This is a genomic window from Rhizobium sp. BK661 (genome assembly GCF_024808825.1).
In the GTDB taxonomy this organism is placed as follows: Bacteria; Pseudomonadota; Alphaproteobacteria; order Rhizobiales; family Rhizobiaceae; genus Rhizobium.
The window spans coordinates 1-23,027 of record NZ_JANTYT010000037.1; the positions used below are offsets into that span (position 1 = coordinate 1).

At 58.5% G+C, this 23,027-nt stretch carries 16 protein-coding genes; 9 read left to right on the plus strand and 7 right to left on the minus strand.

The annotated features are described in order from the left end of the window. The coding region (locus FHX16_RS31520) for a peroxidase family protein (protein ID WP_310503166.1) at positions 1–5,912 on the minus strand (5,912 nt) is incomplete at its 3' end. 381 nt (positions 5,913–6,293) lie between these two features. Between FHX16_RS31520 and FHX16_RS30560 the strand changes: the two genes are divergently transcribed. The 3 genes from FHX16_RS30560 to FHX16_RS30570 all read left to right on the plus strand — a co-directional run bounded on the left by FHX16_RS30560 (position 6,294) and on the right by FHX16_RS30570 (position 8,828). Then, positions 6,294–7,766, plus strand: a complete 1,473-nt coding sequence (locus FHX16_RS30560; RefSeq protein WP_183865073.1) for a sensor histidine kinase — start codon at positions 6,294–6,296, stop codon at positions 7,764–7,766. A 7-nt stretch (positions 7,767–7,773) separates the two neighbouring features. Further along, positions 7,774–8,460, plus strand: coding sequence for a response regulator transcription factor (locus tag FHX16_RS30565; protein WP_246712851.1), 687 nt, complete (start codon positions 7,774–7,776; stop codon positions 8,458–8,460). Between the two features lie 230 nt (positions 8,461–8,690). Further along, complete coding sequence (locus FHX16_RS30570; RefSeq protein WP_016553686.1) at positions 8,691–8,828, plus strand: hypothetical protein; 138 nt, start codon at positions 8,691–8,693, stop codon at positions 8,826–8,828. Positions 8,829–8,900: 72 nt separating this feature from the next. Here FHX16_RS30570 and wrbA read toward each other — a convergent pair whose 3' ends face one another. Then, complete coding sequence (gene wrbA / locus FHX16_RS30575) at positions 8,901–9,497, minus strand: NAD(P)H:quinone oxidoreductase type IV (protein ID WP_016553685.1); 597 nt, start codon at positions 9,495–9,497, stop codon at positions 8,901–8,903. A 221-nt stretch (positions 9,498–9,718) separates the two neighbouring features. Here wrbA and FHX16_RS30580 point away from each other — a divergent pair, with 221 nt between their 5' ends. The 5 genes from FHX16_RS30580 (at position 9,719) to FHX16_RS30600 (ending at position 17,322) form a co-directional block, all read left to right on the plus strand. Continuing rightward, positions 9,719–10,495, plus strand: coding sequence for a competence/damage-inducible protein A (locus FHX16_RS30580; RefSeq protein WP_183865075.1), 777 nt, complete (start codon positions 9,719–9,721; stop codon positions 10,493–10,495). A 109-nt stretch (positions 10,496–10,604) separates the two neighbouring features. Beyond that, a complete protein-coding gene (locus tag FHX16_RS30585; protein ID WP_183865076.1) occupies positions 10,605–11,447 on the plus strand; it encodes a universal stress protein in 843 nt (280 codons plus the stop codon). Between the two features lie 179 nt (positions 11,448–11,626). Next, complete coding sequence (gene gpt / locus FHX16_RS30590; protein WP_114712411.1) at positions 11,627–12,124, plus strand: xanthine phosphoribosyltransferase; 498 nt, start codon at positions 11,627–11,629, stop codon at positions 12,122–12,124. 197 nt (positions 12,125–12,321) lie between these two features. After that, the gene (locus FHX16_RS30595) at positions 12,322–12,909 is read left to right on the plus strand and encodes a hypothetical protein (RefSeq protein WP_183756767.1); all 588 of its coding nucleotides are present in this window, start codon (positions 12,322–12,324) and stop codon (positions 12,907–12,909) included. A gap of 591 nt (positions 12,910–13,500) precedes the next feature. After that, positions 13,501–17,322: a vitamin B12-dependent ribonucleotide reductase gene (locus FHX16_RS30600; protein WP_259132059.1), complete on the plus strand. Its 3,822-nt coding sequence runs from the start codon at positions 13,501–13,503 to the stop codon at positions 17,320–17,322. A 636-nt stretch (positions 17,323–17,958) separates the two neighbouring features. On the opposite strand, the gene FHX16_RS30605 is transcribed toward FHX16_RS30600, so the two are convergent. The 5 genes from FHX16_RS30605 to FHX16_RS30625 all read right to left on the minus strand — a co-directional run bounded on the left by FHX16_RS30605 (position 17,959) and on the right by FHX16_RS30625 (position 21,517). Continuing rightward, positions 17,959–18,129 (minus strand): hypothetical protein, encoded by a 171-nt coding sequence (locus tag FHX16_RS30605; protein WP_259132062.1) that lies wholly within the window; start codon positions 18,127–18,129, stop codon positions 17,959–17,961. Between the two features lie 149 nt (positions 18,130–18,278). Beyond that, positions 18,279–18,695 carry a response regulator transcription factor gene (locus tag FHX16_RS30610; RefSeq protein WP_183865078.1) on the minus strand — a complete coding sequence of 139 codons (417 nt, stop codon included), beginning with the start codon at positions 18,693–18,695 and terminating at the stop codon, positions 18,279–18,281. A 70-nt stretch (positions 18,696–18,765) separates the two neighbouring features. Next, positions 18,766–19,509 (minus strand): ATP-binding cassette domain-containing protein, encoded by a 744-nt coding sequence (locus FHX16_RS30615; protein ID WP_183756880.1) that lies wholly within the window; start codon positions 19,507–19,509, stop codon positions 18,766–18,768. After that, positions 19,487–20,548, minus strand: a complete 1,062-nt coding sequence (locus tag FHX16_RS30620; RefSeq protein ID WP_183756770.1) for an ABC transporter permease — start codon at positions 20,546–20,548, stop codon at positions 19,487–19,489. The genes FHX16_RS30615 and FHX16_RS30620 overlap by 23 nt, the downstream gene beginning before the upstream one ends. A 24-nt stretch (positions 20,549–20,572) precedes the next feature. After that, positions 20,573–21,517, minus strand: coding sequence for a substrate-binding domain-containing protein (locus tag FHX16_RS30625; RefSeq protein ID WP_259132065.1), 945 nt, complete (start codon positions 21,515–21,517; stop codon positions 20,573–20,575). A 383-nt stretch (positions 21,518–21,900) separates the two neighbouring features. On the opposite strand from FHX16_RS30625, the gene FHX16_RS30630 reads away from it, so the two are divergent. After that, positions 21,901–22,956, plus strand: coding sequence for a protein kinase domain-containing protein (locus FHX16_RS30630; RefSeq protein WP_259132067.1), 1,056 nt, complete (start codon positions 21,901–21,903; stop codon positions 22,954–22,956). Positions 22,957–23,027 lie beyond the last annotated feature (71 nt).

The window sequence follows — 23,027 nt, forward strand, 5'->3', positions numbered from 1 at the left end:
TCATTGCCCGCATCGCCGGCAACGATATCCCCACCACCACCGGCAAGGATCGTATCGGCACCAGCCGCGCCAATCAGAACATCCCCAGCAACAGTCCCGATCAACGTCCGTGCCGCAACAGGAAGCGGATCCGTGCCGCCGTCATCGGAGCCATCGTCATCGCCGCCGCCCTGGCCATCATCGTCACCGCAATCATTGCCATCACCGTTGTCATCATCATCGTCGTCACCCCCATTCTGCCCATCGTCGTGATCGTCTTCGTCGTCATTGGCCCATTCCCGGAAGCTCGGTGCGCCCGAGCTCGCAAAGCTGACCGTATGCGTGCCGTTCGAAAGCGTGGTCATGCCATCTGCGTCAGTCGCGGCGTAATCGGCGAGGACCGCGCCCGGCGCCAACACGATCACATCCTGCGGCCGCAGCGTCCCAACAATTGTGTCGCTGCCGCCGTTCGACCTGAACACGATCCGGTGCGCAGACTGCAGTGCTGAAATGTCGATGGTGTCGTTGCCGGTCGTTCCGTCGATGGTAATCGTGCTGAAATTCAAGCTGGTTTCGGTGAAATCGCCGACCACCGTGATCGTGTCGCCGTTACTCGTACCGCCGTTGGGGACTCCGTTGCCGTCATTTTGCGAGACAGCAAGCGTATTGACGGTGATTTCCTCGATATTATCGAGTTCGGCAATCACCACGCCATTGCGGGTGACGACGATTTCGGTTGCCTGATGGAACGCGATGCCGCTCAGGGCCGCCTCCGCGGCAGTGCGGGTATAGATGACAAAGGCCTCGTCGCCTACGGCACCATTGAGCTGGTAGGTGTCGATGCCCGCTTCACCGTCGATGAAGTCCCGACCTCCGGTACTGCCGGTCTGCGTGATCGTATCGTTGCCGGCACCGGCCAGGATGATGTCGTTCCCGGCACCGCCATTGATCGTATCGACGCCATCGAACCCGAGGATCGCCTGTGATCCGTTGGCTCCCGCCGCACCATTGAGATTGGCGTTGGCGAGATTGCTGCCGGTCACGATCGCATAGTTGACGCCTGCGAAACGGAGCGTTTCGACGGCCGTCAGCGCATCGACTCCTTCCGCCCCGTTCGTATCGGTAATGGTGAGTGTCACAGTCTGGCCGGCGAGCGTCGCAGCAAAGCTGTAGTTTGTGATAGGTCCGCTGAAGACGGCCGTGTCACTGCCGGCGCCACCGTTGATCGTATCATTGCCTGCACCGCCGGTAATGGTGTCCCCGCCACCGCCGCCGTTCAGGATATCGTTGCCGCCATTTCCGTTCAGCGTCTCACCGAGCAGTGCGCCATTCGCGACATCGTCGCCATCCGTGCCGTTGAACGGCGCCAGGCCAACGAGGCTGCTCCAGTTGACGCCAACAGGAGCGGTGGCAGCCGAAATAACCTGCTCCGCATTGCCAAATCCGTCCGCGAAATTGACGACGACGCGGAGTTGAAGCCCTGCCTGAGCGCCGAAAAGCGTCAACGGCAGGTCCTGAGGGGTAAACGACGCGTTGGTCGCACCGGCAATGTTCGTCCACGTTGTTCCGTTGACAGAGGACTGCCATTGGTAGCTGAAGGTGCCCAGCCCGTTTGCATCTGCAATCGATGCCACGTTCACCGTTAGAGTCTGGCCTTCCAAGGGGGTCTGATCTGAGATGACGGGCGCGCCTGTCGCGGGTGAGTTGAAGAAAATATCCGTATCGACGATCCTGTCGGCGAACTGAAGCTTCTCGATGTTGAACAATCGATCAGTGCCATCCGCTTCGCGAGCTCGGCCAGTGGTTTGGTCGACGACCGCCGGACCGACCGTCGTATGGGCGACCGTGAGGCTGCCATCGGCATTGCCGGTTATGGTGTAGTTCTCGAAGCTGTCCCAATACATCGCTGTATCGACATCGTCGGCACTACCGCCATTCAAAATTTCACGCACGATCTGCAATTGGCCGGGCTTGATCTCGCCCGAATACATTCTCGCCTGGATGTCGGATAGCGTATCGATGCTGAACGCTGACCAATTCTGTCCGCGAGATGCGTCTGGGGTCACAAGAATACGAACGTTCAGCCACTTGTCGCCGTCGATGATGTCGTTGCCACCCATTCCCTCGATAACGTCACTGCCGGCACCGCCAAGGATGATGTCCGAGGCATCGGATGTATCCATGACGATCGTTTCGGTCTTGCCGGCGACCGTCACCTCGGTGCGCTGAAGATGCGCCGTGAGATCCTCCAGCCCGTCGATGAGGTGCAGGTTCTTGGCAAGCAGCGCGTTCGAATAGGAGTCCAGTGGGGCATCGGGATCGACTTGCGTGGCATTTCCGTTCGCATCAAATGCGCCGATCACAACATCGCGGCCACGCAGCACGTCGTTTCCGGTCCAGCCCGAAAGGCCCTCCACGAGATCGAAGCGATCCCGCAAGATGTTGTTCTGCTGGTTGACGAAGATCGAGATATTCATGTCCGAATTGGCAGGTTGGGTGTCACCCTTGTGGATCGCCCAGTCGAAGCCGGCCATGCCATTGTTACGCTGGATGCCGGGGCCCTGGAACATGATGTCGTCGCCGGATTCGGCGTCGTAGTCGTTGTCGTTGCCGCGACCGTTCAGAACGTCGTGCCCAATGATCGTCGAGTTGAAGAACAGCTCCGAGTTCTCGCCGGCAAGTGTGTCGAAGCCGTCGCCACCTTCGAGCCAATCATCCCCTTCGTTGCCGGCAATGAAGCTCGGGCCGCTTGGACCGCGGATGAAGTCGTTGCCTTCGCCGCCGCTGATCGTCTTGCTTTCGCTGCCTCCGTAGATGAAGTCGCTGTCATCGCCACCGAAGATCAGGTCCAGGCCGTTGCCGCCGTTGATGACGTCCTCGCCGGCATCGCCATGAATGACGTCGGCAGCGCCAACGTCCGTGCCGCTGTCCGTGATGATATCGTCACCATCGCCGCCGTGCAGATGATCGACGCCGAAGCCGCCTTCCAGCCGGTCGTCGCCAGCACCACCCCACAGCGTATCGTCACCCTCGCCACCGATGAGCGTGTCATTGCGGGAACTGCCGCCGAGCACGACATGTTCTCCACCTGTGAAACGGAGATAATCCACAGTCCCGTCGCCATTGAGATCCTGGCGAATGACGAGCGGATTGATCGCCTGGAGGATGGGATTGGTGCCGATCGGATCCGCCGCATCCAAACCGGCGTTGAACTGTTTTGCCTGATCGATCTCGAGGATATAGTCGGCCGTCTGGAAGGCCGCACCGTTGAGATGAGCATTGTGGTCCTCGGTGTCGGTGTTGCGTATGACGAGCTGTGCAAAGGAATCCGCTTCCAACTCGTTGAGGAGATTGAGGCCCTGAGTACGGCTCAGGTAATAGAAGCGGTCGCCGTTCTGAAGCTTTTCCATTTGGGCTTCGAAAACGAAGTTGAAGGTCGAGCCGAGCATGCCGCCGAACGGCATCTTCTTTTCGGCAAGCCCACCGATCCAGAAGTCGACGGTATCGAGGCCGGTCGTCGTCACACCATTTGCTTGAGATGTCCACCCACCCGTACCATTGAGGAAGTCCAGACGATCCTGGGGCGCGCCCGTGCCACCTAGGACGAGCGCGGTTGCGGCGGCACGCTTTTCTTCAAGCGTCGTCGCCAGGGTGATCGTCGAATGCGTCCCGTAAGCCGCAATGAAGTTGATCAGAGACGCGGGATTCTTCAGCGACAGCGCAAACTCGAACCAGCTCTCGTAGGGCTTCAGCATGCTGTCCTGGGTCTGCGCATAGAAATCGCGACGCGCAGCGTTCAGGGATGGCACGCCGGTCTCGCGGGCGCGTGTCATGTTGAGTGCCGCAAGGTCGAGCGGCAGGCCGACGAGATTGTTGCGCAGAGCATCGGTGACGTGCTCGTCTATCTCATTGCCGACCTGCCGGCTCATGCCGCGAAGGATGGCCCCAGCGGCCGCCTCCGCGTCGACGCCGCTCGCGGCGAACATCACAGGATTGAGGAAGGCGTCCATCAGTTTGACGTCTGCCTGTTCCTGCCCTGTCACTTCGCCGTCCCCCCCGAGCAGCAAATTGAGGCGGGATACATCTTCGGTCAGCATCGAGTGGCCGAAGCGATAAACGACATGCGCAAACTCGGCCGCGATCGCGGGGTCGATGTCCACGCTGTTGGAAAAAACGAATGGGTCGATGTTCGGCGACACCGCGCGGGCGAATTCCTCAAAGACGAGATGCTGGTAGACCATTTCGGTCGAGAAGCGACCGGCCTGGAAAAGCCGCTCGCCATCCCAGACAAGGGCGTCGATCTCGGCCTGGCTCGTCGGGAGTGCGGCTACGTCTTCCAGAAGCCATTCGTTGAGGAAGGCGACATCGGCATCAGGCCCCGAGATCAGCTCCTGCTTGATCGCGTCGATCTGTCGGTTGTGCTCGTGGTGGAAGAGATGGTGAACGGAGGTCAGGCCGATGTTTTCGTTACCACGCCCGTCACCGACGATGTAGTGCGCGTCGAGGAGTTCGTTGTCGTAGGCAAGATTGTTGCCGCGATTGTCGACAGGCACGGCGTTGCCCACATCGGTATCGCCGTCGGGCATCAGGACCGGCGGCGTTGAGGGATCGCCGTCGTCGTCCACAGAGACAGGCGCTGCTGTGTGAGCGATATCGTTGAGGAATGCGCGGCCGGCCGAGAGCGCCTGCGATGCGGCGACGGTGCCGTCAAGATTGCCTTCGACTGCACCGGTAAGTGTTATCAGTTGCGGAAACCCAGTGATGCCGCGAATGAACTCACCATAAAAGTCGGTCGCGATCGCAGGAACGCGGAGCACGTCCTGGTCGGTCAGAACGATCCCCAGCACATCGCGGGCCTGTGCCTTTACGTCGGCCCAGGTTGGCGGTCCCCCGTTGAGGCCCTCGAGCATGTGCCCAGTTGCCATCGGTTGGCCGTCAATCAGAACATATTCGCGCAGGAACACCTGATGGGATGGGTTCGACGTATAGACCTGATTGAGGTCGATCCACGGGGTGGTTTCATTCGTGTGTTCGCGAATGTCGTCCGCGGTGCCGACGACGCCATCAGGCCCCGGTTGGTTTTGCGCGCGGGTGAGCACCATGAAATTGGTCGGGCTTCCCGGCACGTAGAGCGGATCGTCCGGATGCAGCGGAATATAGACCGTTCCACTGCCACCTTTGCTGACGAGATCGAGGCCGTGATCGAAGAATTGGCCGAAGAGCGTGAAGAATCCATTGAACGGCGCGGTATCACCGAGGTCGGCAGATACGTTGGGGATGAGAACACAGTCACCCTCCATCGTCACACCGAGCAGCTGTTCCATCGTGCTGTAGGCAAGGTTCTTGACTGCCAGCGCCCCATCCGCCTGCTCTTCTGCCGCGACGATGACTGCTTGCGCTGAAGCGACGGCTTCCGGTGTCGGTGGCAGCGGACTGTAGTAAAGCGCCGCGAGGGCGCCCTTGGCCGCAGCGACCGATTTTTCAGCCGCTGCATGGGCCTCGTACGCGTCGACGGCTGCAAGATAGGCGTTGGCATTCGCCGTCTGGCCCAGGAAGGCATAGGGATCGCTGTGACCGAGATTGGTGAGTGCCGAGAGGATGGTGGCTGGATTGCCGATCGATTGGTCAACAATCAGGTTCGAGACCACGCGTGGCTGCGAGTCGTAGACGTTCCCAGAGGTTTGGGTATAGCTGGTGCCTGCTTCGGCAGTGTTGAACTGCGCGTCGAGCAGCCGCTGCATGATTTGGTCGGAGGATCCGAAATGCTCCTGGCCCGGCGCGAGATTGTTATAGCTGCCATCCACGGTGCGCAGTCCGTAGGGGATGAGTTGGCTGGAAACCAGTTCCGTCAGCGGCGTTCCTGCCGCGTGCGCTTCAGCCAACTTGATCTGCTTCAGAATGAACTCGAGGTCATGTTTGTTGAGCTGGACCATTCTATCCTCCACGGTGCGCGATCGTCGCGGCTTTTCAAAGCTTCGCCATTCCACCTGCCTGACGGCAGCTGGCTGGTTCTGCGGTTCCCATTTGTCGAAAGCCGAGCTTCGATGAACTCGTCATTTGACCATAGTCAAGAATGACAAATACCGGACGTTACTTGAACGACAGAAAGTCCGACGAAGTATTCGATTAACGTCCGATCGAAAAATCGTGCTTTGGTTTTACATTGGATCCGTCAGAGCCCAGACTTTACCTAGACCTCTGACCAGTTCCGGATCGACTTTCATCGTGTTTTGATTTTCTGCTGGAAATCCGGCCGGATATTGCGAGTATGGTCACCTACCTAGGTGAGATGTGCGCTCTGGAGGAGGCAACGGGTGCTTGAAAGGATCCCCGCGGAAGGAAAGACGGATAGTGCGACGTCGCGAGTTTCCAGGGCTGTTGGCGTCTCCTCTGCCGCGACGCGCATTCGATTGCCGACACAGGACTGGATTGCGCGGCAGACACTCTCTGTTCGTTTCCTGTTGGCAAGCGGCCTTCTTATTCTGATTACAGCAACGATCGCGGGACATCTAATAGCCGGGATCCTCGTCAGCAACGCAACCAACAGCCGTGCGGCGTCGACCGCTCTGCTGGTTCAGCGGATGATACAGCCGATCGCGCAGGAACTTGAGGTCACGACCCAGTTGTCGAGCACCGCGGTGGCCGAACTCGATCGACTGTTTGCCGCGCCTGAGGTCCGGCAGCGTTTTCCGTATCTAGAGGTCTGGCTGCCGGATGGCACGGTTGCCTACTCGCTTTCGAAGGAGCTTGTCGGCAGACGCTTCAATGCTCCAGAGGGCATGAAGCGTGCGCTTGCGGGCGAGGTCGCGGCGCAACACGCCGACTTAGAAGCGGATGAACATACCCAGCGAAACTTCACGACGTCCTATCTGGAGATCTACAGCCCCATTCACGACAAGGATACGGGCGCGGTCTTTGCGGTTGCCGAAATTCATGAGGACGCCGCCGTGGTTGGCGACCACCTTTTGCAGCTGCAATTCCAGAGCTGGGGCATAGTTGCAGCCACATCCGCGCTCGTTATGCTTGGGCTGTTCGGCATCGTACATCGGGCGAGCATGACAATCGAACGGCAGCGGAAGCTCCTCAATCGCCGCGCCGAGGAGGCTGAACGCGCGCGCGACGAGGTGCAGGAATTGCGAAAGCGGGATCGCGAGGCTTCCGTGCGTTTGGCGACCATGAACGAGAATTTCGCACGCGGGATCGGGGCGGATCTGCACGATGGCCCGGGCCAGCTCCTCAGCTACGCCCTACTGCAGCTCGAGCCCGTTCGGGTTGCCAAGAACCGCGGCGAGCGTGACGACGCGCTGCACATGGTGTCTTCGACGCTATCGGAGGCGCTGGCGGAAATTCGGACGATCGCACGCTCCCTGTTGTTGCCGGATATCGAGCGCCTCGGCCTCGACCAGATCGTCGCGAGGGTCATCCGCAACCACGAGGCCCGCACGGGAAGCAGGGTTCTGTTCGAGCCTTGCCGGGCCAATCCAGAGCTGCCGGTTGCGATCAAGACCTGCATCTATCGCTTCCTGCAGGAGGGCCTCAACAATGCTCATCGGCACGCCGGCGCCAATGGCCAGAAGGTGGAATGCGCACTTGTCGATGGGAAGCTGATGCTGGCAGTGTGTGATGACGGCCTGAAGCCGGGCGAACAATCCACCGCCCGGCATATCGGCGGCATGGGCATTCACGGCTTGCGGCAGCGTGTCGAGAGCCTCGGCGGAGCACTCACTTTTGCCAATCGCACCCCCAAGGGTACGCGGCTGGAGATGACGATCGACATGGAGCACTGAATTGGGCATGCAATCGGCTATTTCGGTTATTGTCGCTGACGATCATTCGCTGTTTCGAATGGGCGTCATCCAGGCATTTTCGGCATCCGGAAAAATCAAGGTGGTGGGCGAAGGCGCAACCAAGGACGAGGCAATCGCACTGACGGAACAGTGTCAGCCCGATGTGATCCTTCTCGACATCTCCATGCCCGGCAGCGGGATCGCCGCGGCGCGCGAGATCCGGCAAAAATGGCCGGAGGTGAAGATCGTCATGCTGACGGTGTCCGAGGAAGACGACGATGTTCTGGAAGCGCTGGAAGCCGGCGCCACGGGCTACCTGCTCAAGGGTTCGATGGCTCCGGATCTGATATCGGCGGTCCAAACGGTTGCCGCCGGCAACTCTTATCTCTCATCGAACATCGGCATGCGGCTTTACGACGTGATCCGCAATGTCTCGGCAGGCCGGAAAACAGACAGTCTTGTCGCAAAACTCTCCGCAAAGGAGGCCACCGTCTTCGCGTTGATCGGCAGGGGCCAGACGAACCGTCAGATCGCCGAAGCCACCGGCGTCCAGATAAAGACCGTCAAGTTTCACGTCTCGCGACTGCTCGCCAAGCTTGGCCTGCGAAACCGTGTCGAAATAGCGCTACTGGCGCAACAAAGCGCCACAGACCGAATGGGCGGCAGCGCTTCAAGACTATCTAGCCAAATTTAGCGGTCCGAAATTTTGCGGTGGCTGTCGTATCGTAGCCTGATTAATCCGCCTTGTCGTGCCGCCAAAGGGGCCTTGACTACGGCAGCGCAGCCTTCTCGCGCCGCAGCCACAGCAGACAGCCGCTGGAAGCTGCTCTTTATCATCGCTTTCGAATGTGCTTGTATGCGCGCGCCAGAAGGATCGCGGTTGGGGCTGCGCATGGTTGTAAGCTGTCTTGTGGGAGTAAGGCGATGGTTTACGATTGGGATGGCACGAGAACGCGACGTCTCAAATTGTTCCGGGCGGGAACAGCACTCATGATCGCAATTGCGGTCCTTGGAATACCGCTTCTTTTCTACGCAGTGAAGCTGCACGAACTCTACGGCTGACGCAGCCGGCAAACTGGCTGCGCCTTGAAGCAGGCGCGACTCTGATAGCCGCGCCTGCCAGGATAGAATCGATCAGCCGAGCTTCGCGGCGATCTTGGCGACGTGTGCGCCCTGATACTTGGCGGCTTCCAATTCAATCGCGGAAGGCTGGCGTGATCCGTCGCCGTCAGTGATGGTGGAGGCGCCATAAGGCGAACCACCCTTGATTTCGTCAACGCCCATCTGGCCCTGGAAAGCATAGGGGAGTCCAGCGACGATCATGCCCTGATGCAGGAAGGTAGGGATGAAGCCGAGGATGGTGGACTCCTGACCGCCGTGTTGCGTCGCCGACGAGGTGAAAACGGAGCCGACCTTGCCGACCAGCTTTCCGGCAAACCAAAGGCTTCCGGTCTGATCCCAGAAATTGCGCATTTGCGACGCAACGGTTCCGAAGCGCGTGCCGGCGCCTACGATGATGGCATCATAATCAGCAAGTTCATCGACGGTGGCAACTGGCGCGGCCTGGTCCATCTTGTAGTAGGACGCCTTGGCAACCTCGTCTGGGACCAGTTCCGGAACGCGCTTGACAACAACGTCAGCGCCAGTCGACTTTGCGCCTTCGGCCACGGCGTAGGCCATGGTTTCGATGTGGCCATAGGCCGAATAGTAGAGCACGAGTACCTTCGCCATTTACTTATCTCCATCAGGGAATTTGTGTTTGAATTCGTAAGCGGTGGAAACTTAGCAGCGAGTCGCCATCAACATAGCCCCACGTGGCAGAACGCACTGTTCAATGGCCATAGACGAAAAAATACTTGCAGCCAGTCGCGTGACGTAGCGGCGACGACCCGGTTTGCAAGACCGACGAAGGGCGCTACCTATGTGGGGATCCAAATGTTCGGAAATTTCCCATGACCAATGAGACTATTGTCACCGCCGCCATGCTTGCCATCGGCGACGAACTTTTATCCGGCCGCACCAAGGACAAGAATATCGGCCATCTGGCGGATGTGCTGACTCTCTGTGGCATCGACCTCAAGGAGGTCCGTATTGTCGGTGACGAGGAAGGTGCGATCGTCGCAGCGCTCAACGCGTTGCGCGCAAAATACGACTATGTCTTCACCTCGGGGGGCATCGGGCCGACCCATGACGACATCACCGCCGATGCCGTATCGGCAGCATTCGGGCTGCCGTGTGAATACGATGCCGACGCAATGACACTACTCGGCGACATGTATGCCAGTCGCGGCCTTGAATTCACCGACGCCAGGAAGAGAATGGCCCGGATGCCAAAAGGTGCGCGCCACATCCGTAACCCGGTCTCCACCGCTCCAGGCTTCGTTATCGGCAACGTTCACGTGATGGCCGGCGTCCCGCAAGTCTTCCAGGCCATGGTCGACGCGGTCATCCCGACATTGCGCACCGGCACACGGGTGCTCTCGCTTGGCATCTCCTGCCCCTTCGGAGAGGGTGACATCGGCACGCCGCTGGCTGCCATCCAAAAAGCTCATCCGGAGACCAACATAGGCTCCTACCCCCGATACGTCGGGCAAGCGTTCTCGACCGAAATCGTCGTCCGTGGCCGCTCCCAGACTGCGATCGACGCGGCACGAGCCGACGTGCGCGGCATGATCGAAACCATTCGCCAGGCAAAGGAGGTTGCGGAAAATCGCTCGGCAGAGGCCTAGTATGAGAGAGGTTCCGCATCGCCTTTGATGTGCATCAAGGAACCGGCGCCCTCGCCGGCGCATTCTCGTTGAAGATTAACTGATTTCATCCGCATAAGGAGAATTGTTTATGTCTTACAAAACCATACTTGCCATTCTCGATACCGTCGCCAACGCTCCCGCTGTAGCGGATTTTGCATTTGCCATTGCCGCTGAGACCAATGCCCATGTTATCGGCCTTCATGCGGAAACCGTCGCTGTCGTGCCGCTCGTGGCGCCGATGGAAATACCCGATCCCGTCGCCGTGCAGGCGCTACAGGATATGGCGCATGCGGAAACGGTCGAAGTCGAACGCATCTTCCGCAAGAAGGCAGCGGCTGAAGGTGTCTCCTTTCAGTGGCGCAGCTTTGCCTCATCCACCGGCTACGGCACGGCACCCTTGATCGAAAGCGCTCGAAGCGCTGACCTGCTCATCGCGTCACAGGCAGATCCGGCCAAGCCGTCGGACAGTCACGTCGACATCGACAACTTTCTCTTCGAAAGCGGCCGCCCGGTGTTGATGATCCCCTTTGTGCTGCGCCGGCCGAAACCGATCAAGCGGGTGCTCATCGCCTGGAACGGCTCACGGGAAGCGGCGCGCGCGGCGTTCGATGCACTGCCAATCCTGAAGGCGGCCGATGAAGTCGAGATTTTCTCGGTCGATCCCGTCGACAATGCACTTCAATCCGCTGCTGTCGCCGGCGCCGACATTGCCGCGGCTCTCTCCCGCCATGGCGTCAAAGTCACCCTGGCGACCGCCGAAAGTGCGGACAAATCGGCGTCAACAATTATTGAAAATCGTCTGTCGGACAGCAGTATCGACCTTCTCGTCATGGGCGCCTACACCCATTCGCGGCTTTGGCAGATGATTTTCGGCGGGACGACGAAGACGCTGTTGCAATCGATGACGGCCTTGACGCTGCTGTCGCGCTAGGAATCATGGGGCTTGCGTTTTGCCCCCGGATTCCGCTAATTGCGGCGACCGATGACGAGCTCCGGCTTCGGTCCTCTTATCGCGCAGTTTCGGCTGCGCGATTTGCGTTTGGCCGAGCGGAATGTCTTGTCCCGGCCGCCGGCGAACGGCGTGTCATCATTCATGCCGCGGAGCAAACCATGTCCCTTCCCGATAAAGCCTTTCCCGTTTCATGGGATCAGTTCCACCGCGATGCGCGCGCACTCGCCTGGCGCCTCGCCGGCCTTAAGCGCGATTTCAAAGCGATCGTCTGCATCACGCGCGGCGGCTTGGTACCAGCAGCCATTATCTCGCGCGAGCTCAATATCCGGCTGATCGAAACGGTCTGCGTCGCCTCCTACCATGACTATGTGAATCAGGGGGAAATGATGCTCCTGAAGGGCATCGCGCCGGAACTGACTGCCGACCAAGGCGAGTCCGTCCTCGTCATCGACGACCTGACGGACACCGGCAAGACAGCCTCGGAAGTGCGCACCATCCTGCCCAAGGCACACTTTGCCTGTGTTTACGCAAAGCCGCAGGGCGTGCCGACGATCGACACCTTTGTCACGGAAGTCAGCCAGGATACCTGGATCTATTTCCCTTGGGACATGGGCTTCACCTATCAGGAACCGATTTCCAAGGGCAGTCGCGGCTGACGGCTCCCTCGGCACAACCAGACGAGATGGCGGCAATTTAAAATTGCACCAATCTTTGTTTAACTAACTCCTCGGATTCCGCTGTCGCGCGCCCGCTGCAGACCTTATCCTTCCGAGCCACAATCCCGCGCGACAACGGCGTCACCTTGGGGGATTGGTTTAGAGGCATGGTCGCGGGACGCGACGTTGGAACGAATATGATGCGTTGGGGCTACGTCGGGACGGTTGCGGCTTTGGGGCTTGGCATCTGTCTCTCGCCTGGGGCCATGTCGGCCGAACCGGCCTATGTGTCCGTGGTACGGGAATATGTCGAGACGGTCGTCAAGCCGATGGTAAATACGCCGATCGTCCGGAAGGCGATCGAAGATCAGAACGCTAAGTTCGGAAATATCAGTGACGCGCACATCCAGGTGCTCGACAACACCTACCGCGCCGAAGTGCAGAGCGGCGGCTGGGAGATGGTCAGACGTCTGCTCAACAAGCCGGTGTCGCGATACCTCAAGACCAAGCAGGATGATTCGCAGGGCACCATCGTCGAATTGTTCGTGACCGATCGTCATGGCCTCAATGTCGGCCAGGGCACCATGACATCCGACTACTGGCAGGGCGACGAAGATAAGTTCCTCAAAACATTCGCCAAACAGACCGACGAGATATTCATCGATCGGGCCGAGCGCGATGAACAGACGCAATTGCTGGAAACGCAGGCGAGTTTTGTGATCAAGGATGAAAACGGAACGCCTATAGGGATCGCAACGGTGACCATTGCGATTGACGCATTGTGACTGAAATTATCCTCAACGAATCGGCTGCCGCATTTGGCCAGCAAAAGCTGCAACCAAATCAACACGGTCGCAACTTTTCTTAGATTTTTTCGACTTTGGAGCGGTCAAAGCTCGCAAGTCTTTGAATTCCTTGCACGACTTTCTTTTCCCCAGTGTCCACAGCCCGATCCACAATATGTTGTGGTGAACGCTTCGTTAAAAACAACCTCTTGACGGAATCGCCTGATTCCAACTTAATAGGTTCCGATGTTGCTGCGGCAGTTGGACCGGAATTAACGAGGCCGGTTCTTTTCAAAAATCGAGCGTAGAATCAGGGTGTTGCGTCCATGATGGATGACCGCCATGAGGGGCTTCGTGCGCGATTTTTTATCTTCCGAAAAGTGACGTCCGGGGCTGGCGATAATAAGCTGTTAATACTATATTTAGTGTTTGCAGCCACCGTCACCACAAGATACAGGATGAACATCTCCGGATGACACTCCTGTGACGATACGGAAACGAGAACTGGCTGCGCTCCTCACGGCGCCGCCGGAGGTGGAAACTTGCGCCTTGGTCAACGGGGACGGGGCGCGCAAGCTAGAGGTTAGAGAAATGCGCATAGAACGCCGTTTCACGAAGGCAGGACAGAGCGCTTACGCGGACATCGAATTCCGCAAGGCGACGAGCGAGATCAAGAACCCGGATGGGTCGATCGTATTCCGCCTCGAGAACATCGACGTTCCGGCGCAGTTTTCCCAGGTTGCCGCCGACATTCTGGCGCAGAAGTATTTCCGCAAGGCCGGCGTCCCCGCTAAGCTGAAGAAGGTCGAAGAAAACGACGTTCCTTCCTTCCTGTGGCGTTCGGTTGCCGATGACGCGGCCCTGAAGGATGTTGCGAAGGACCAGCAGTACGGTTCCGAAACCGACGCGCGCCAGGTCTTCGACCGTCTTGCCGGCACCTGGACCTACTGGGGCTGGAAAGGCGGCTACTTCTCGTCCGAGGAAGACGCCCTCACCTTCAAGGACGAACTTGCCTACATGCTTGCCACACAGCGCGTTGCCCCGAACTCGCCGCAGTGGTTCAACACCGGCATGCACTGGGCCTACGGCATCGACGGCCCCGGCCAGGGCCACTTCTATGTCGACCCCTTCACCGGCAAGCTGGTGAAGTCCAAGTCGGCCTACGAACATCCGCAGCCGCATGCCTGCTTCATCCAGTCCGTTGAAGACGATCTCGTCAACGAAGGCGGCATCATGGACCTGTGGGTCCGCGAAGCCCGTCTCTTCAAGTACGGCTCCGGCACCGGCTCGAACTTCTCCTACCTCCGTGGCGAAGGCGAAAAGCTTTCCGGCGGCGGTCGTTCGTCGGGTCTGATGAGCTTCCTGAAGATCGGCGACCGTGCAGCGGGCGCCATCAAGTCGGGCGGCACGACGCGCCGTGCGGCCAAGATGGTGGTTGTCGACATCGACCACCCGGATATTGAGGAATACATCAACTGGAAGGTGAAAGAAGAGCAGAAGGTTGCTGCCTTGGTCACCGGCTCCAAGGTCGTCGCCAAGCATCTCAAGGCAATCATGAAGGCTTGCGTCAACTGCGAAGCTGACAATGGCGATTGCTTCGATGCGAACAAGAACCCTGCCCTGAAGCGCGAAATCCGCGCTGCCAAGAAGGACCAGGTTCCAGAAAACTATATCGGTCGCGTCATCCAGTTTGCCAAGCAGGGCTACAAGGACCTCGAGTTCAAGACCTACGACACGGACTGGGATTCGGAAGCCTACCTCACGGTATCCGGCCAGAACTCCAACAACTCGGTCTCGATCAAGGACGACTTCCTGCGCGCTGTCGAAAACGACGGTGACTGGAACCTGACCGCCCGCAAGGACGGCAAGGTCATGAAGACGCTGAAGGCGCGCGACCTGTGGGAATCGATCTCCTACGCCGCATGGGCATCGGCCGATCCGGGCCTGCACTTCAACACGACGATGAACGACTGGCACACCTCGCCGGCCGCAGGCTCGATCCGTGCGTCCAACCCGTGCTCGGAATACATGTTCCTCGACGACACGGCCTGCAACCTCGCCTCGCTGAACCTGCTTCAGTTCAAGGATGCCGCCACCAAGCGCATCGACATCGCAGACTACGAACATGCCGTTCGCCTGTGGACGGTCGTTCTCGAGGTCTCCGTCATGATGGCGCAGTTCCCGTCGAAGCAGATCGCCGAGCGCTCATACGAATACCGCACGATCGGTCTCGGCTATGCCAACATCGGCGGCCTGCTGATGTCGTCGGGCATTCCCTATGACAGCGACGAAGCCCGTGCCATTGCAGGCTCGCTGACTGCGATCATGACCGGCATTTCCTACGCCACCTCGGCGGAAATCTCGTCCGAACTCGGCCCCTTCCCGATGTTCAAGCCGAACCGCGAAGCCATGCTGCGGGTCATCCGCAACCATCGCCGCGCCGCCTACGGCGAGACCACGGGCTACGAAGGCCTGTCGATCAACCCGGTCGCGCTGATCCACTCGGAAAACCCGGACCAGGATCTCGCAGCTCATGCCAAGAGCGCTTGGGACAAGGCTCTCGAGCTCGGCGAAAGGCACGGCTACCGCAACGCCCAGGCAACCGTGATTGCGCCGACCGGCACGATCGGTCTCGTCATGGACTGCGACACGACCGGCATCGAGCCCGACTTCGCGCTGGTGAAGTTCAAGAAGCTTGCCGGCGGCGGCTACTTCAAGATCATCAACCGCGCCGTTCCGGAAGCGTTGCGGACGCTCGGCTACTCCGAGAGCCAGATCGCCGAGATCGAAGCTTACGCAGTCGGCCACGGCAACCTGAACCAGGCGCCGGCGATCAACCCCGGCTCGCTGAAGGCCAAGGGCTTCACCGACGAGAAGATCGAGGCGCTGAACGGCGCGCTGAAGCAGGCCTTCGACGTCAAGTTCGTCTTCAACCAGTGGACGCTCGGCGCCGACTTCCTGAAGGGCACGCTGAAGGTTACCGACGAACAGCTCGGCGACATGAGCTTCAACCTGCTCGAGCACCTCGGCTTCTCGAAGAAGGATATCGAGGCCGCCAACGTTCACGTCTGCGGCGCAATGACGCTGGAAGGCGCACCCTTCCTCAAGAACGAACACCTCGCCGTCTTCGATTGCGCCAACCCCTGCGGCAAGATCGGCAAGCGTTATCTCTCGGTCGACAGCCACATCCGCATGATGGCGGCCGCCCAGCCGTTCATCTCGGGCGCGATCTCCAAGACGATCAACATGCCGAACGACGCGACGGTCGACGATTGCAAGAGCGCATACATGCTCTCCTGGAAGCTCGGCCTGAAGGCAAACGCGCTCTACCGCGACGGCTCCAAGCTGTCGCAGCCGCTGAACGCCTCGCTGATCGAAGACGAGAACGATGAGGACGCGCTGGAGGATCTGCTGCAGCAGCCGGTCGCCGCCCAGGCCGTCACCATCACCGAGAAGATCATCGAGCGCGTGGTCGAGCGCGTCACCCGCGAACGCGAGAAGCTGCCGAACCGCCGTCAGGGCTACACCCAGAAGGCCGCCGTCGGCGGACACAAGGTGTATCTGCGCACCGGCGAATTCGGCGACGGCCGCCTCGGCGAGATCTTCATCGACATGCACAAGGAAGGGGCCGCCTTCCGTGCGATGATGAACAACTTCGCCATCGCGATCTCGCTCGGCCTGCAGTACGGCGTGCCGCTCGAGGAATATGTGGAGGCCTTCACCTTCACCAAGTTCGAGCCGGCCGGCATGGTCATCGGCAACGACGCGATCAAGAACGCCACGTCGATCCTCGACTACGTGTTCCGCGAACTGGCCGTCTCCTACCTCGGCCGCCACGACCTGGCGCATGTCGATACGTCGGACTTCTCGAACACGGCGCTTGGCAAGGGCATCCAGGAAGGCAAGACGAACCTCGTCTCGACCGGCTGGACCCGCGGCTACAAGCCGACGCTGGTAACGGGCAATGAACGTCAGGCCGGCGGTGAGCCGAAGGGCTCTGCTACCGCAGCTCCGGCGCGTGCTTCCTCCGGCGCCACGGTGACGTCCTTTGCCGGCGCTGCGGCCCGCAAGATCGAACCGACGCTCGCTGTCTCCTCCTCCGAAATCGTCGCCTTCAAGCGCGACTACGAGGAGCGGGCAAAGGAACTGGCCGAAGAGATCGCCGAGGAAGTGCTCGAAGAAGTCACGACCGAGGCGCAGCAGCAGGCAACCGCCCTCTTCTCCGACAAGGCAGCCGCCGACGCGGCTTCGGCCAAGACGGAAGCCAAGAAGGTCGAAGCCGAACGCCGCGCCCGCTCCATCATGCAGGGCTACACGGGCAACATATGCTCCGAGTGCCAGAACTTCACGATGGTCCGCAACGGGACATGCGAAAAGTGCGACACATGCGGGGCAACGAGCGGCTGCAGCTGATAGCTGATGCTCGATGCTGCAGGGAGCCACTGAGTTCTTCATTGCGCCGCTGGGAATGCCACTAAGGTGACCATCTTGGTCAACGCGCAGATATTTTCCGGGCACTTCGGTGCCCGGAAAATGTCTTAGGGAACAAAGCAGGAATCAACTTCGGCAGGTGAAAGGACATCGCAGACGCAGTAATTGCAAACTGGCACGGACATGATTACCAAGCTCGTTTGGTCTGGATACATGCCTCCGATCTGCGCGACCCGGAGAAGCCCCATGTCGTTGAGGTTTCATACGAGGGCGATGGCCCGAAGGGCTTCGAGATGTTGTCGTGCGTTAAGATCCAGGCATGCAAAGCCACGCCCCTTTCGTATCACCGCTGCTCATCATCAGATCAAGTTCCACGTCAATCAGGCTGGTCGTTTCGGCTACGCCGACCTGATCGAACCGGATTTCATCGGAGCAGAGAAGATCTCAATCCTTCAGCGTCTCAAGGATGCGGTCAAGAAGGCGGCTCCAGGCTCTAGGTTCACCCCCGTAACCTGATCCCAACCAGGGACTCGAAGGTCGCCAAGGTCGCTCTTGCAGCGACCAGATTTCCCATGCCTTCAGACCCGGACTGAGCTTCATTCGAACGCTTCCAGGCGCTCAGGTGTCCACAAGGGCATCGATGACCTTGGGAGGGAACCGTGCCCGGTTCTCAGCTGTACCACCGTAGTCATCCGTTCTCTGATTGTGCCGTTCATAGAGGAAGGTCGGGATCAAGCAGGTGCTGATGCCGTGCAGCTCCACTCGAAACCTGCCGACTGCGCTAGGCATGCCGCTTTGGCATAGTCTGCGACCGTCCGGGAGATGTCGCTCAGGTCCATTGGCCGAGGCGCGACGGTGTCTTGGAAACCGGACGGCGTGTACGCCTTTTGATGCCCGGGTTGATAGCCGACGGTGCCAACGGCAAGGCGCAACGATGTTTACGGGGACGGTTCCCAGGAAGCCAGCGCCGTGCTCACGGTTTCCAGCAACTCAGCGGAGTTGATGGGTTTCGTTAAAAATGCAACGGCGCCTCCATTCATTGCGTGAGTATTGCGCGCCTCCTCGTACCCGGACACGAAGATAGTTGGCATATTTATCCCCTTCGCCGCCATGACGCGTTGAAGTTCCAACCCATTGAGCTCCGGCATATTGATGTCCAAAATCAAGCAGCAAGGACCTGGAGTCGCAGCGTTTTCCAAGAAAAGCTCCGCGGACGCAAACACTGCCGGCTTCCATCCAGCAATCTGAACCAAATGTCCAAGTGACTCTCGGACGGACACGTCATCATCAACTATAAAAATAATTGGCTTTTCCGGATCGCTATTCGAGCGCGGCTGAACGAGCTTCGTAATCATTTCAACCACTCCTATGCTTTGATCAGTGGGTAGCTGGGCCCAAACCCTTCGGGAGAAGGGCCGTCCTTTTTCAGATAACACCCGCCATCATCCTGGTCAGTTGGGCCTCCGTTAAGTTCGATTTGTCAAATGTTCCAACGTGACGTCCGAGAAATAGCACAACAAAGGTGTCTCCGATCGCGTAGGCATGTTGCACGTTGTGGGTCACGAGTATCACGCCCACGCCCGCATCCTTGGCACGCCTTACATACCCGAGCACTACTTCGACCTGTCTGACCCCAAGGGCTGACGTCGGTTCATCAAGAATGAGGATACGACCGCCAAAATGGAGGGCTCTTGCTACCGCTACGCCTTGACGTTGACCGCTGGAAAGCGTCCCTATGGGAAGGCGCACGGAAGCTGAACTGACGCCGAAGTCGCGCAAAGCCTTCTCCGCGATAGCGATCGCTGCCTTTGAGTTGAACCGTCGGAACGGCCCCCAACCAATTGTGGGCTCACGCCCGAGGAAGAAATTGCGATATACAGGCATCATCGGTACGACAGCGAGATCTTGGAATACCGTGGCGATACCTCTGTCGCGTGCTTGGGCGGGAGAACCTAATTTCACATCGATCCCACCCACACGTATCGTGCCGAGGTCGGGCTTCTCTACCCCACTCAGAATGTGGATTAGCGTGGACTTGCCGGCCCCATTGTCGCCAAGTAAACAGACCACTTCTCCGCATCGGACGGAAAGACAAACGTCCCGTAACGCTGCCACATCACGGTAGAATTTTGTAACGTTCACCGTCTCAAGGTAGGGTTCGCCCGATATCGCCGCTCCTCCGTGGTTTCAAAGCTTTTAGCCTGGTGTAGTTATTTACCAGCACCGCGAGAAGGAGCACGACGCCAAGAAACGTCATGAACCAAACGTCGGGCAGTGGCGTGAAGAAAAAGCCTTGTTCGACCATACCGAACAAGAGAGCGCCCAAAAATGAACCGATCGGCGAGCCATACCCCCCCGTCAGCAGGGCGCCACCAATTACTGCGGCGGTCACCACTTCGAATTCCCGTCCTGTCGCCGCGTTCGCATCACTCTGATTGATCGCAAAAATGTCCAGTGCCGCTACGAACACTGTCGAAACTGCAACGGCTATATAGAGGGTCACTTTCACCACTTGCACTGGGACCCCCAACTGCAGCGCGGCACGGCGATCTCCCCCCGTCGCGAAAATCCAGTTGCCGAAGGCCGTTTTTTCGAGAACCCATGCGCCAAGCATTGTCACAACAAGCCACCAAACGAGCGAAACTGAGAACGGACCAATCGAAGACGCGAACAAAAACGAGAGTCGGTCCTCGCTGGCATGATCTCGAACTCCGTCGATCGTCGTCGTGCCAACGAGCATTCGCAGCCCGCCTTGGGCGATACCTCGAAGGATGAAAAGCATGGCAAGGGTTATGATGAATGAAGGAAGCTTAGTCTTGACGACCAAGATCCCATTGACCGCGCCAACAACTGACGCGATGAGAATGGCGGCTAAGAACGCGTCGGCGACCGGCCAACCGCCATACACCATCAAATAACCCAAGATTGATTGGCTCAGTGCGACGTTCGCCCCGACAGAGAGGTCGAATTCCCCCGCAACGAGCAGCAACGTCACGGGCGCGGCGATAATCCCTATCTCAGCTCCGACTTCCAGATAATTGCGCGTCATTGGTAACGTCAGAAACCCAGCGTGGCCGGTAAAGAAGGCAAAAAAACTGAACACCACGACAGTGCCAACCAGGGCGGTCGATTCTGGGCGAGCTAGTATTGACAAGCCGCTTTTCGCCCCCGCCTTCTCGTTGCACCCCTGTTGAGATGACGCTTCCATATCATACGCCCCAACGCTCGACTGTCATCGACCAGTGGCCTCGATATGATTCACGTTGCTTGGGGTAATAACTACGGGACCGGTGATCAGCCGGGCTTCGGCCGGTCGGATCGCTTGACGCACATATAAGTCTAACATGACCACCGGATAGTAGCCCTGCGCGTACTGCTGGGCATCGAGAGCAAAGTCAAGTTCTCCAGATTTCAAGGATCGAATTGCGCTGGCCGTCATATCGATCGTGCCCCAGTGGATATCCCGCGCCCGCTCCCCAAGGTCTGATCTGACCTGCATCATCGCCGTGATGCAGCAGCCGCCAATGGAAAAGACCGCATCGATCGATCCGTCTTTCTGTAGTTCCGACTCCGTGATCGATTTTATCCGATTGGCGTTGTTGAAATCCGACAGCGGGATTTCTGCCAGTGTCGACGTTCCCTTGAATGCTTTCTTAAACCCGTTCGTGCGCGCATCGAGGAAAGGTAAAGCTCCGGGAGGGGCAGTTATTATCAGCGCTTTTCTGGACCCGAATGAATTGAACTGGGCAGCGCCCATCTGGCCTTGTGTACCGGGGTCGTCGCCTACGAAGGCAAGCGCACCCACATTTGCAACCTGATCGCCACCCTGGTTTACGAGAATGACCGGAATGCCAGCATCCGACGCCTTCTTGATGGTGGCGTTCAATGACGATGGCGTCGGATCGGAAACTATGATCCCGTCAGGCTTCGCCGCGATCGCAGCTTCGAGATTTCGACGCTGCTGATTGGGATCGTTGAGGTTATTCTCCACGCCTCGATATTGGACGCTGAGGTCCAAATCTTTCCCGGCCTGCTCCAATCCTTTTATTACACTCACCCAATACGCATCGGACGGCGGAGAATGAGTTACCATAATGATGGTGGAGCTAGCGAACGCCAGACCTTGTGGCACCCAAATGGCTGCGGCTACGAGCGCCGCCAGCGCGAGTTTCCTCATATTAAATCCTCCCTCACATGCAAACGGGTGCTTTCAGGGAGCCGTGATTGTCAGTTCGCGGCCGGTCGGATGATATGTTTCATTTATCGCAAAACAGAATATAATTGTCAGCTAAAGATGGTATTTTCCGCTGAGCTGCCGGTGACTACCGAGGTGCAAGATCGCTGAGACACCGAAAGGACGTGAGGGCGGCGAGCAACAAGATCAGGAATACTGGCTTGAGCTTAACACTGTTTGTCGAGCATTGCGCCTCAAATAACGAAGCGACGTCCTAAATCTCACCTGTAGTTGTCGGATCCTTCACGGCGATGGTCGGTGTTTCGGCCGTGCTCTTTTGAAATGACCCTCGGCACTCATTTGCGACGAACCGTGGAGCTTGACGGATGGATTCCCAGACCTCGCCTGACCCGCGCGGAGGCGGTACGAACGTCCTTTGGGAAGACGGCGAGCGCATTCTCTCTCGAGAGGCGTTTCCTGATGGTGATGGGTCACCTCACAACTTTCTCACGTTGCGTCTAGCTTCACCCTATCCCCGACCTACAAGTATTGCCCAGCTTGAGAACGAGTATCAACTCAGAGATTACCTGGACAGTGCGTGGGCCGTCCTTCCAAAGGAATTCGTCCGGGAGCGGGATAAGACAATGCTAATATTGTCCGATCCCGGTGGCGAGGGTTTGGATCGCAAACTTGGCAAACCAATGCCAATCCTCCAGTTTCTCCATTTGGCTATAGAAACGGTTGCAGCGGTTCGGCAGATGCACCGGACCGGGCTTATTCATAAAAACCTCAGGCCGATTCATATCCTGGCGGATAGCGCCGGCGTTAACGTGCATCTTACTGGTTTCGGACATGCATCCCGACTACCTCGCGAACGCCAAGCTTTGGATCCCCCAGAGTTTATTGCCGGCACTCTTCTTTACATGGCGCCCGAGCAAACGGGCCGGATGAACCGCTCGATCGACTCGCGAAGCGATCTCTACACGCTGGGAGTGATTTTCTATCAAATGCTGACGGGGGAATTGCCATTTCCCACGTCTGACCCATTAGAATTGATTCATTGCCACATTGCTCGGGCGCCTCTTCCGCCGCACGAACGAATACCGAGTATCCCAGCCACAATTTCTAAAATCGTAACGAAGCTCCTGGCTAAAACGGCCGACGACCGTTACCAGACAGCCGCTGGCGTCGAATACGATCTCGGGCTCTGTTTAGCGGGCTTACAGACCGGTGGGCACATCAATCCCTTTGACGTGGGCTGTTTCGATATTCCTGATCGACTGTTGATGCCGGAGAGGCTTTACGGAAGAGAATTGGCAATCGCCTCGCTAGTGGACGCCTTTGGTCGCGTATCCACCACCGGAACTCCCGAGCTGGTAACAATTTGCGGCCATTCCGGCGTGGGAAAGTCCACACTATTTGACCTTGCCCCGTTGAAATAATCCATTTTGAAGTAAGCTCTGGCCCATTGAGAGGACCAGGGAATGAAGCGCAGCCGTTTCACAGACGAACA

What these genes read in the sequence shown, in the direction of transcription:
- FHX16_RS30600 (WP_259132059.1), top strand. Translation starts at nt 13,501, where the DNA reads ATGCGCATAGAACGCCGTTTCACGAAGGCAGGACAGAGCGCTTACGCG.
- FHX16_RS30585 (WP_183865076.1), top strand. Translation starts at nt 10,605, where the DNA reads ATGTCTTACAAAACCATACTTGCCATTCTCGATACCGTCGCCAACGCT.
- wrbA (WP_016553685.1), bottom strand. Translation starts at nt 9,497, where the DNA reads ATGGCGAAGGTACTCGTGCTCTACTATTCGGCCTATGGCCACATCGAA.
- FHX16_RS30580 (WP_183865075.1), top strand. Translation starts at nt 9,719, where the DNA reads ATGACCAATGAGACTATTGTCACCGCCGCCATGCTTGCCATCGGCGAC.
- FHX16_RS30605 (WP_259132062.1), bottom strand. Translation starts at nt 18,129, where the DNA reads ATGCCTAGCGCAGTCGGCAGGTTTCGAGTGGAGCTGCACGGCATCAGC.
- gpt (WP_114712411.1), top strand. Translation starts at nt 11,627, where the DNA reads ATGTCCCTTCCCGATAAAGCCTTTCCCGTTTCATGGGATCAGTTCCAC.
- FHX16_RS30570 (WP_016553686.1), top strand. Translation starts at nt 8,691, where the DNA reads ATGGTTTACGATTGGGATGGCACGAGAACGCGACGTCTCAAATTGTTC.
- FHX16_RS30620 (WP_183756770.1), bottom strand. Translation starts at nt 20,548, where the DNA reads ATGGAAGCGTCATCTCAACAGGGGTGCAACGAGAAGGCGGGGGCGAAA.
- FHX16_RS30595 (WP_183756767.1), top strand. Translation starts at nt 12,322, where the DNA reads ATGATGCGTTGGGGCTACGTCGGGACGGTTGCGGCTTTGGGGCTTGGC.
- FHX16_RS30625 (WP_259132065.1), bottom strand. Translation starts at nt 21,517, where the DNA reads ATGAGGAAACTCGCGCTGGCGGCGCTCGTAGCCGCAGCCATTTGGGTG.
- FHX16_RS30610 (WP_183865078.1), bottom strand. Translation starts at nt 18,695, where the DNA reads ATGATTACGAAGCTCGTTCAGCCGCGCTCGAATAGCGATCCGGAAAAG.
- FHX16_RS30565 (WP_246712851.1), top strand. Translation starts at nt 7,774, where the DNA reads ATGCAATCGGCTATTTCGGTTATTGTCGCTGACGATCATTCGCTGTTT.
- FHX16_RS30630 (WP_259132067.1), top strand. Translation starts at nt 21,901, where the DNA reads ATGGATTCCCAGACCTCGCCTGACCCGCGCGGAGGCGGTACGAACGTC.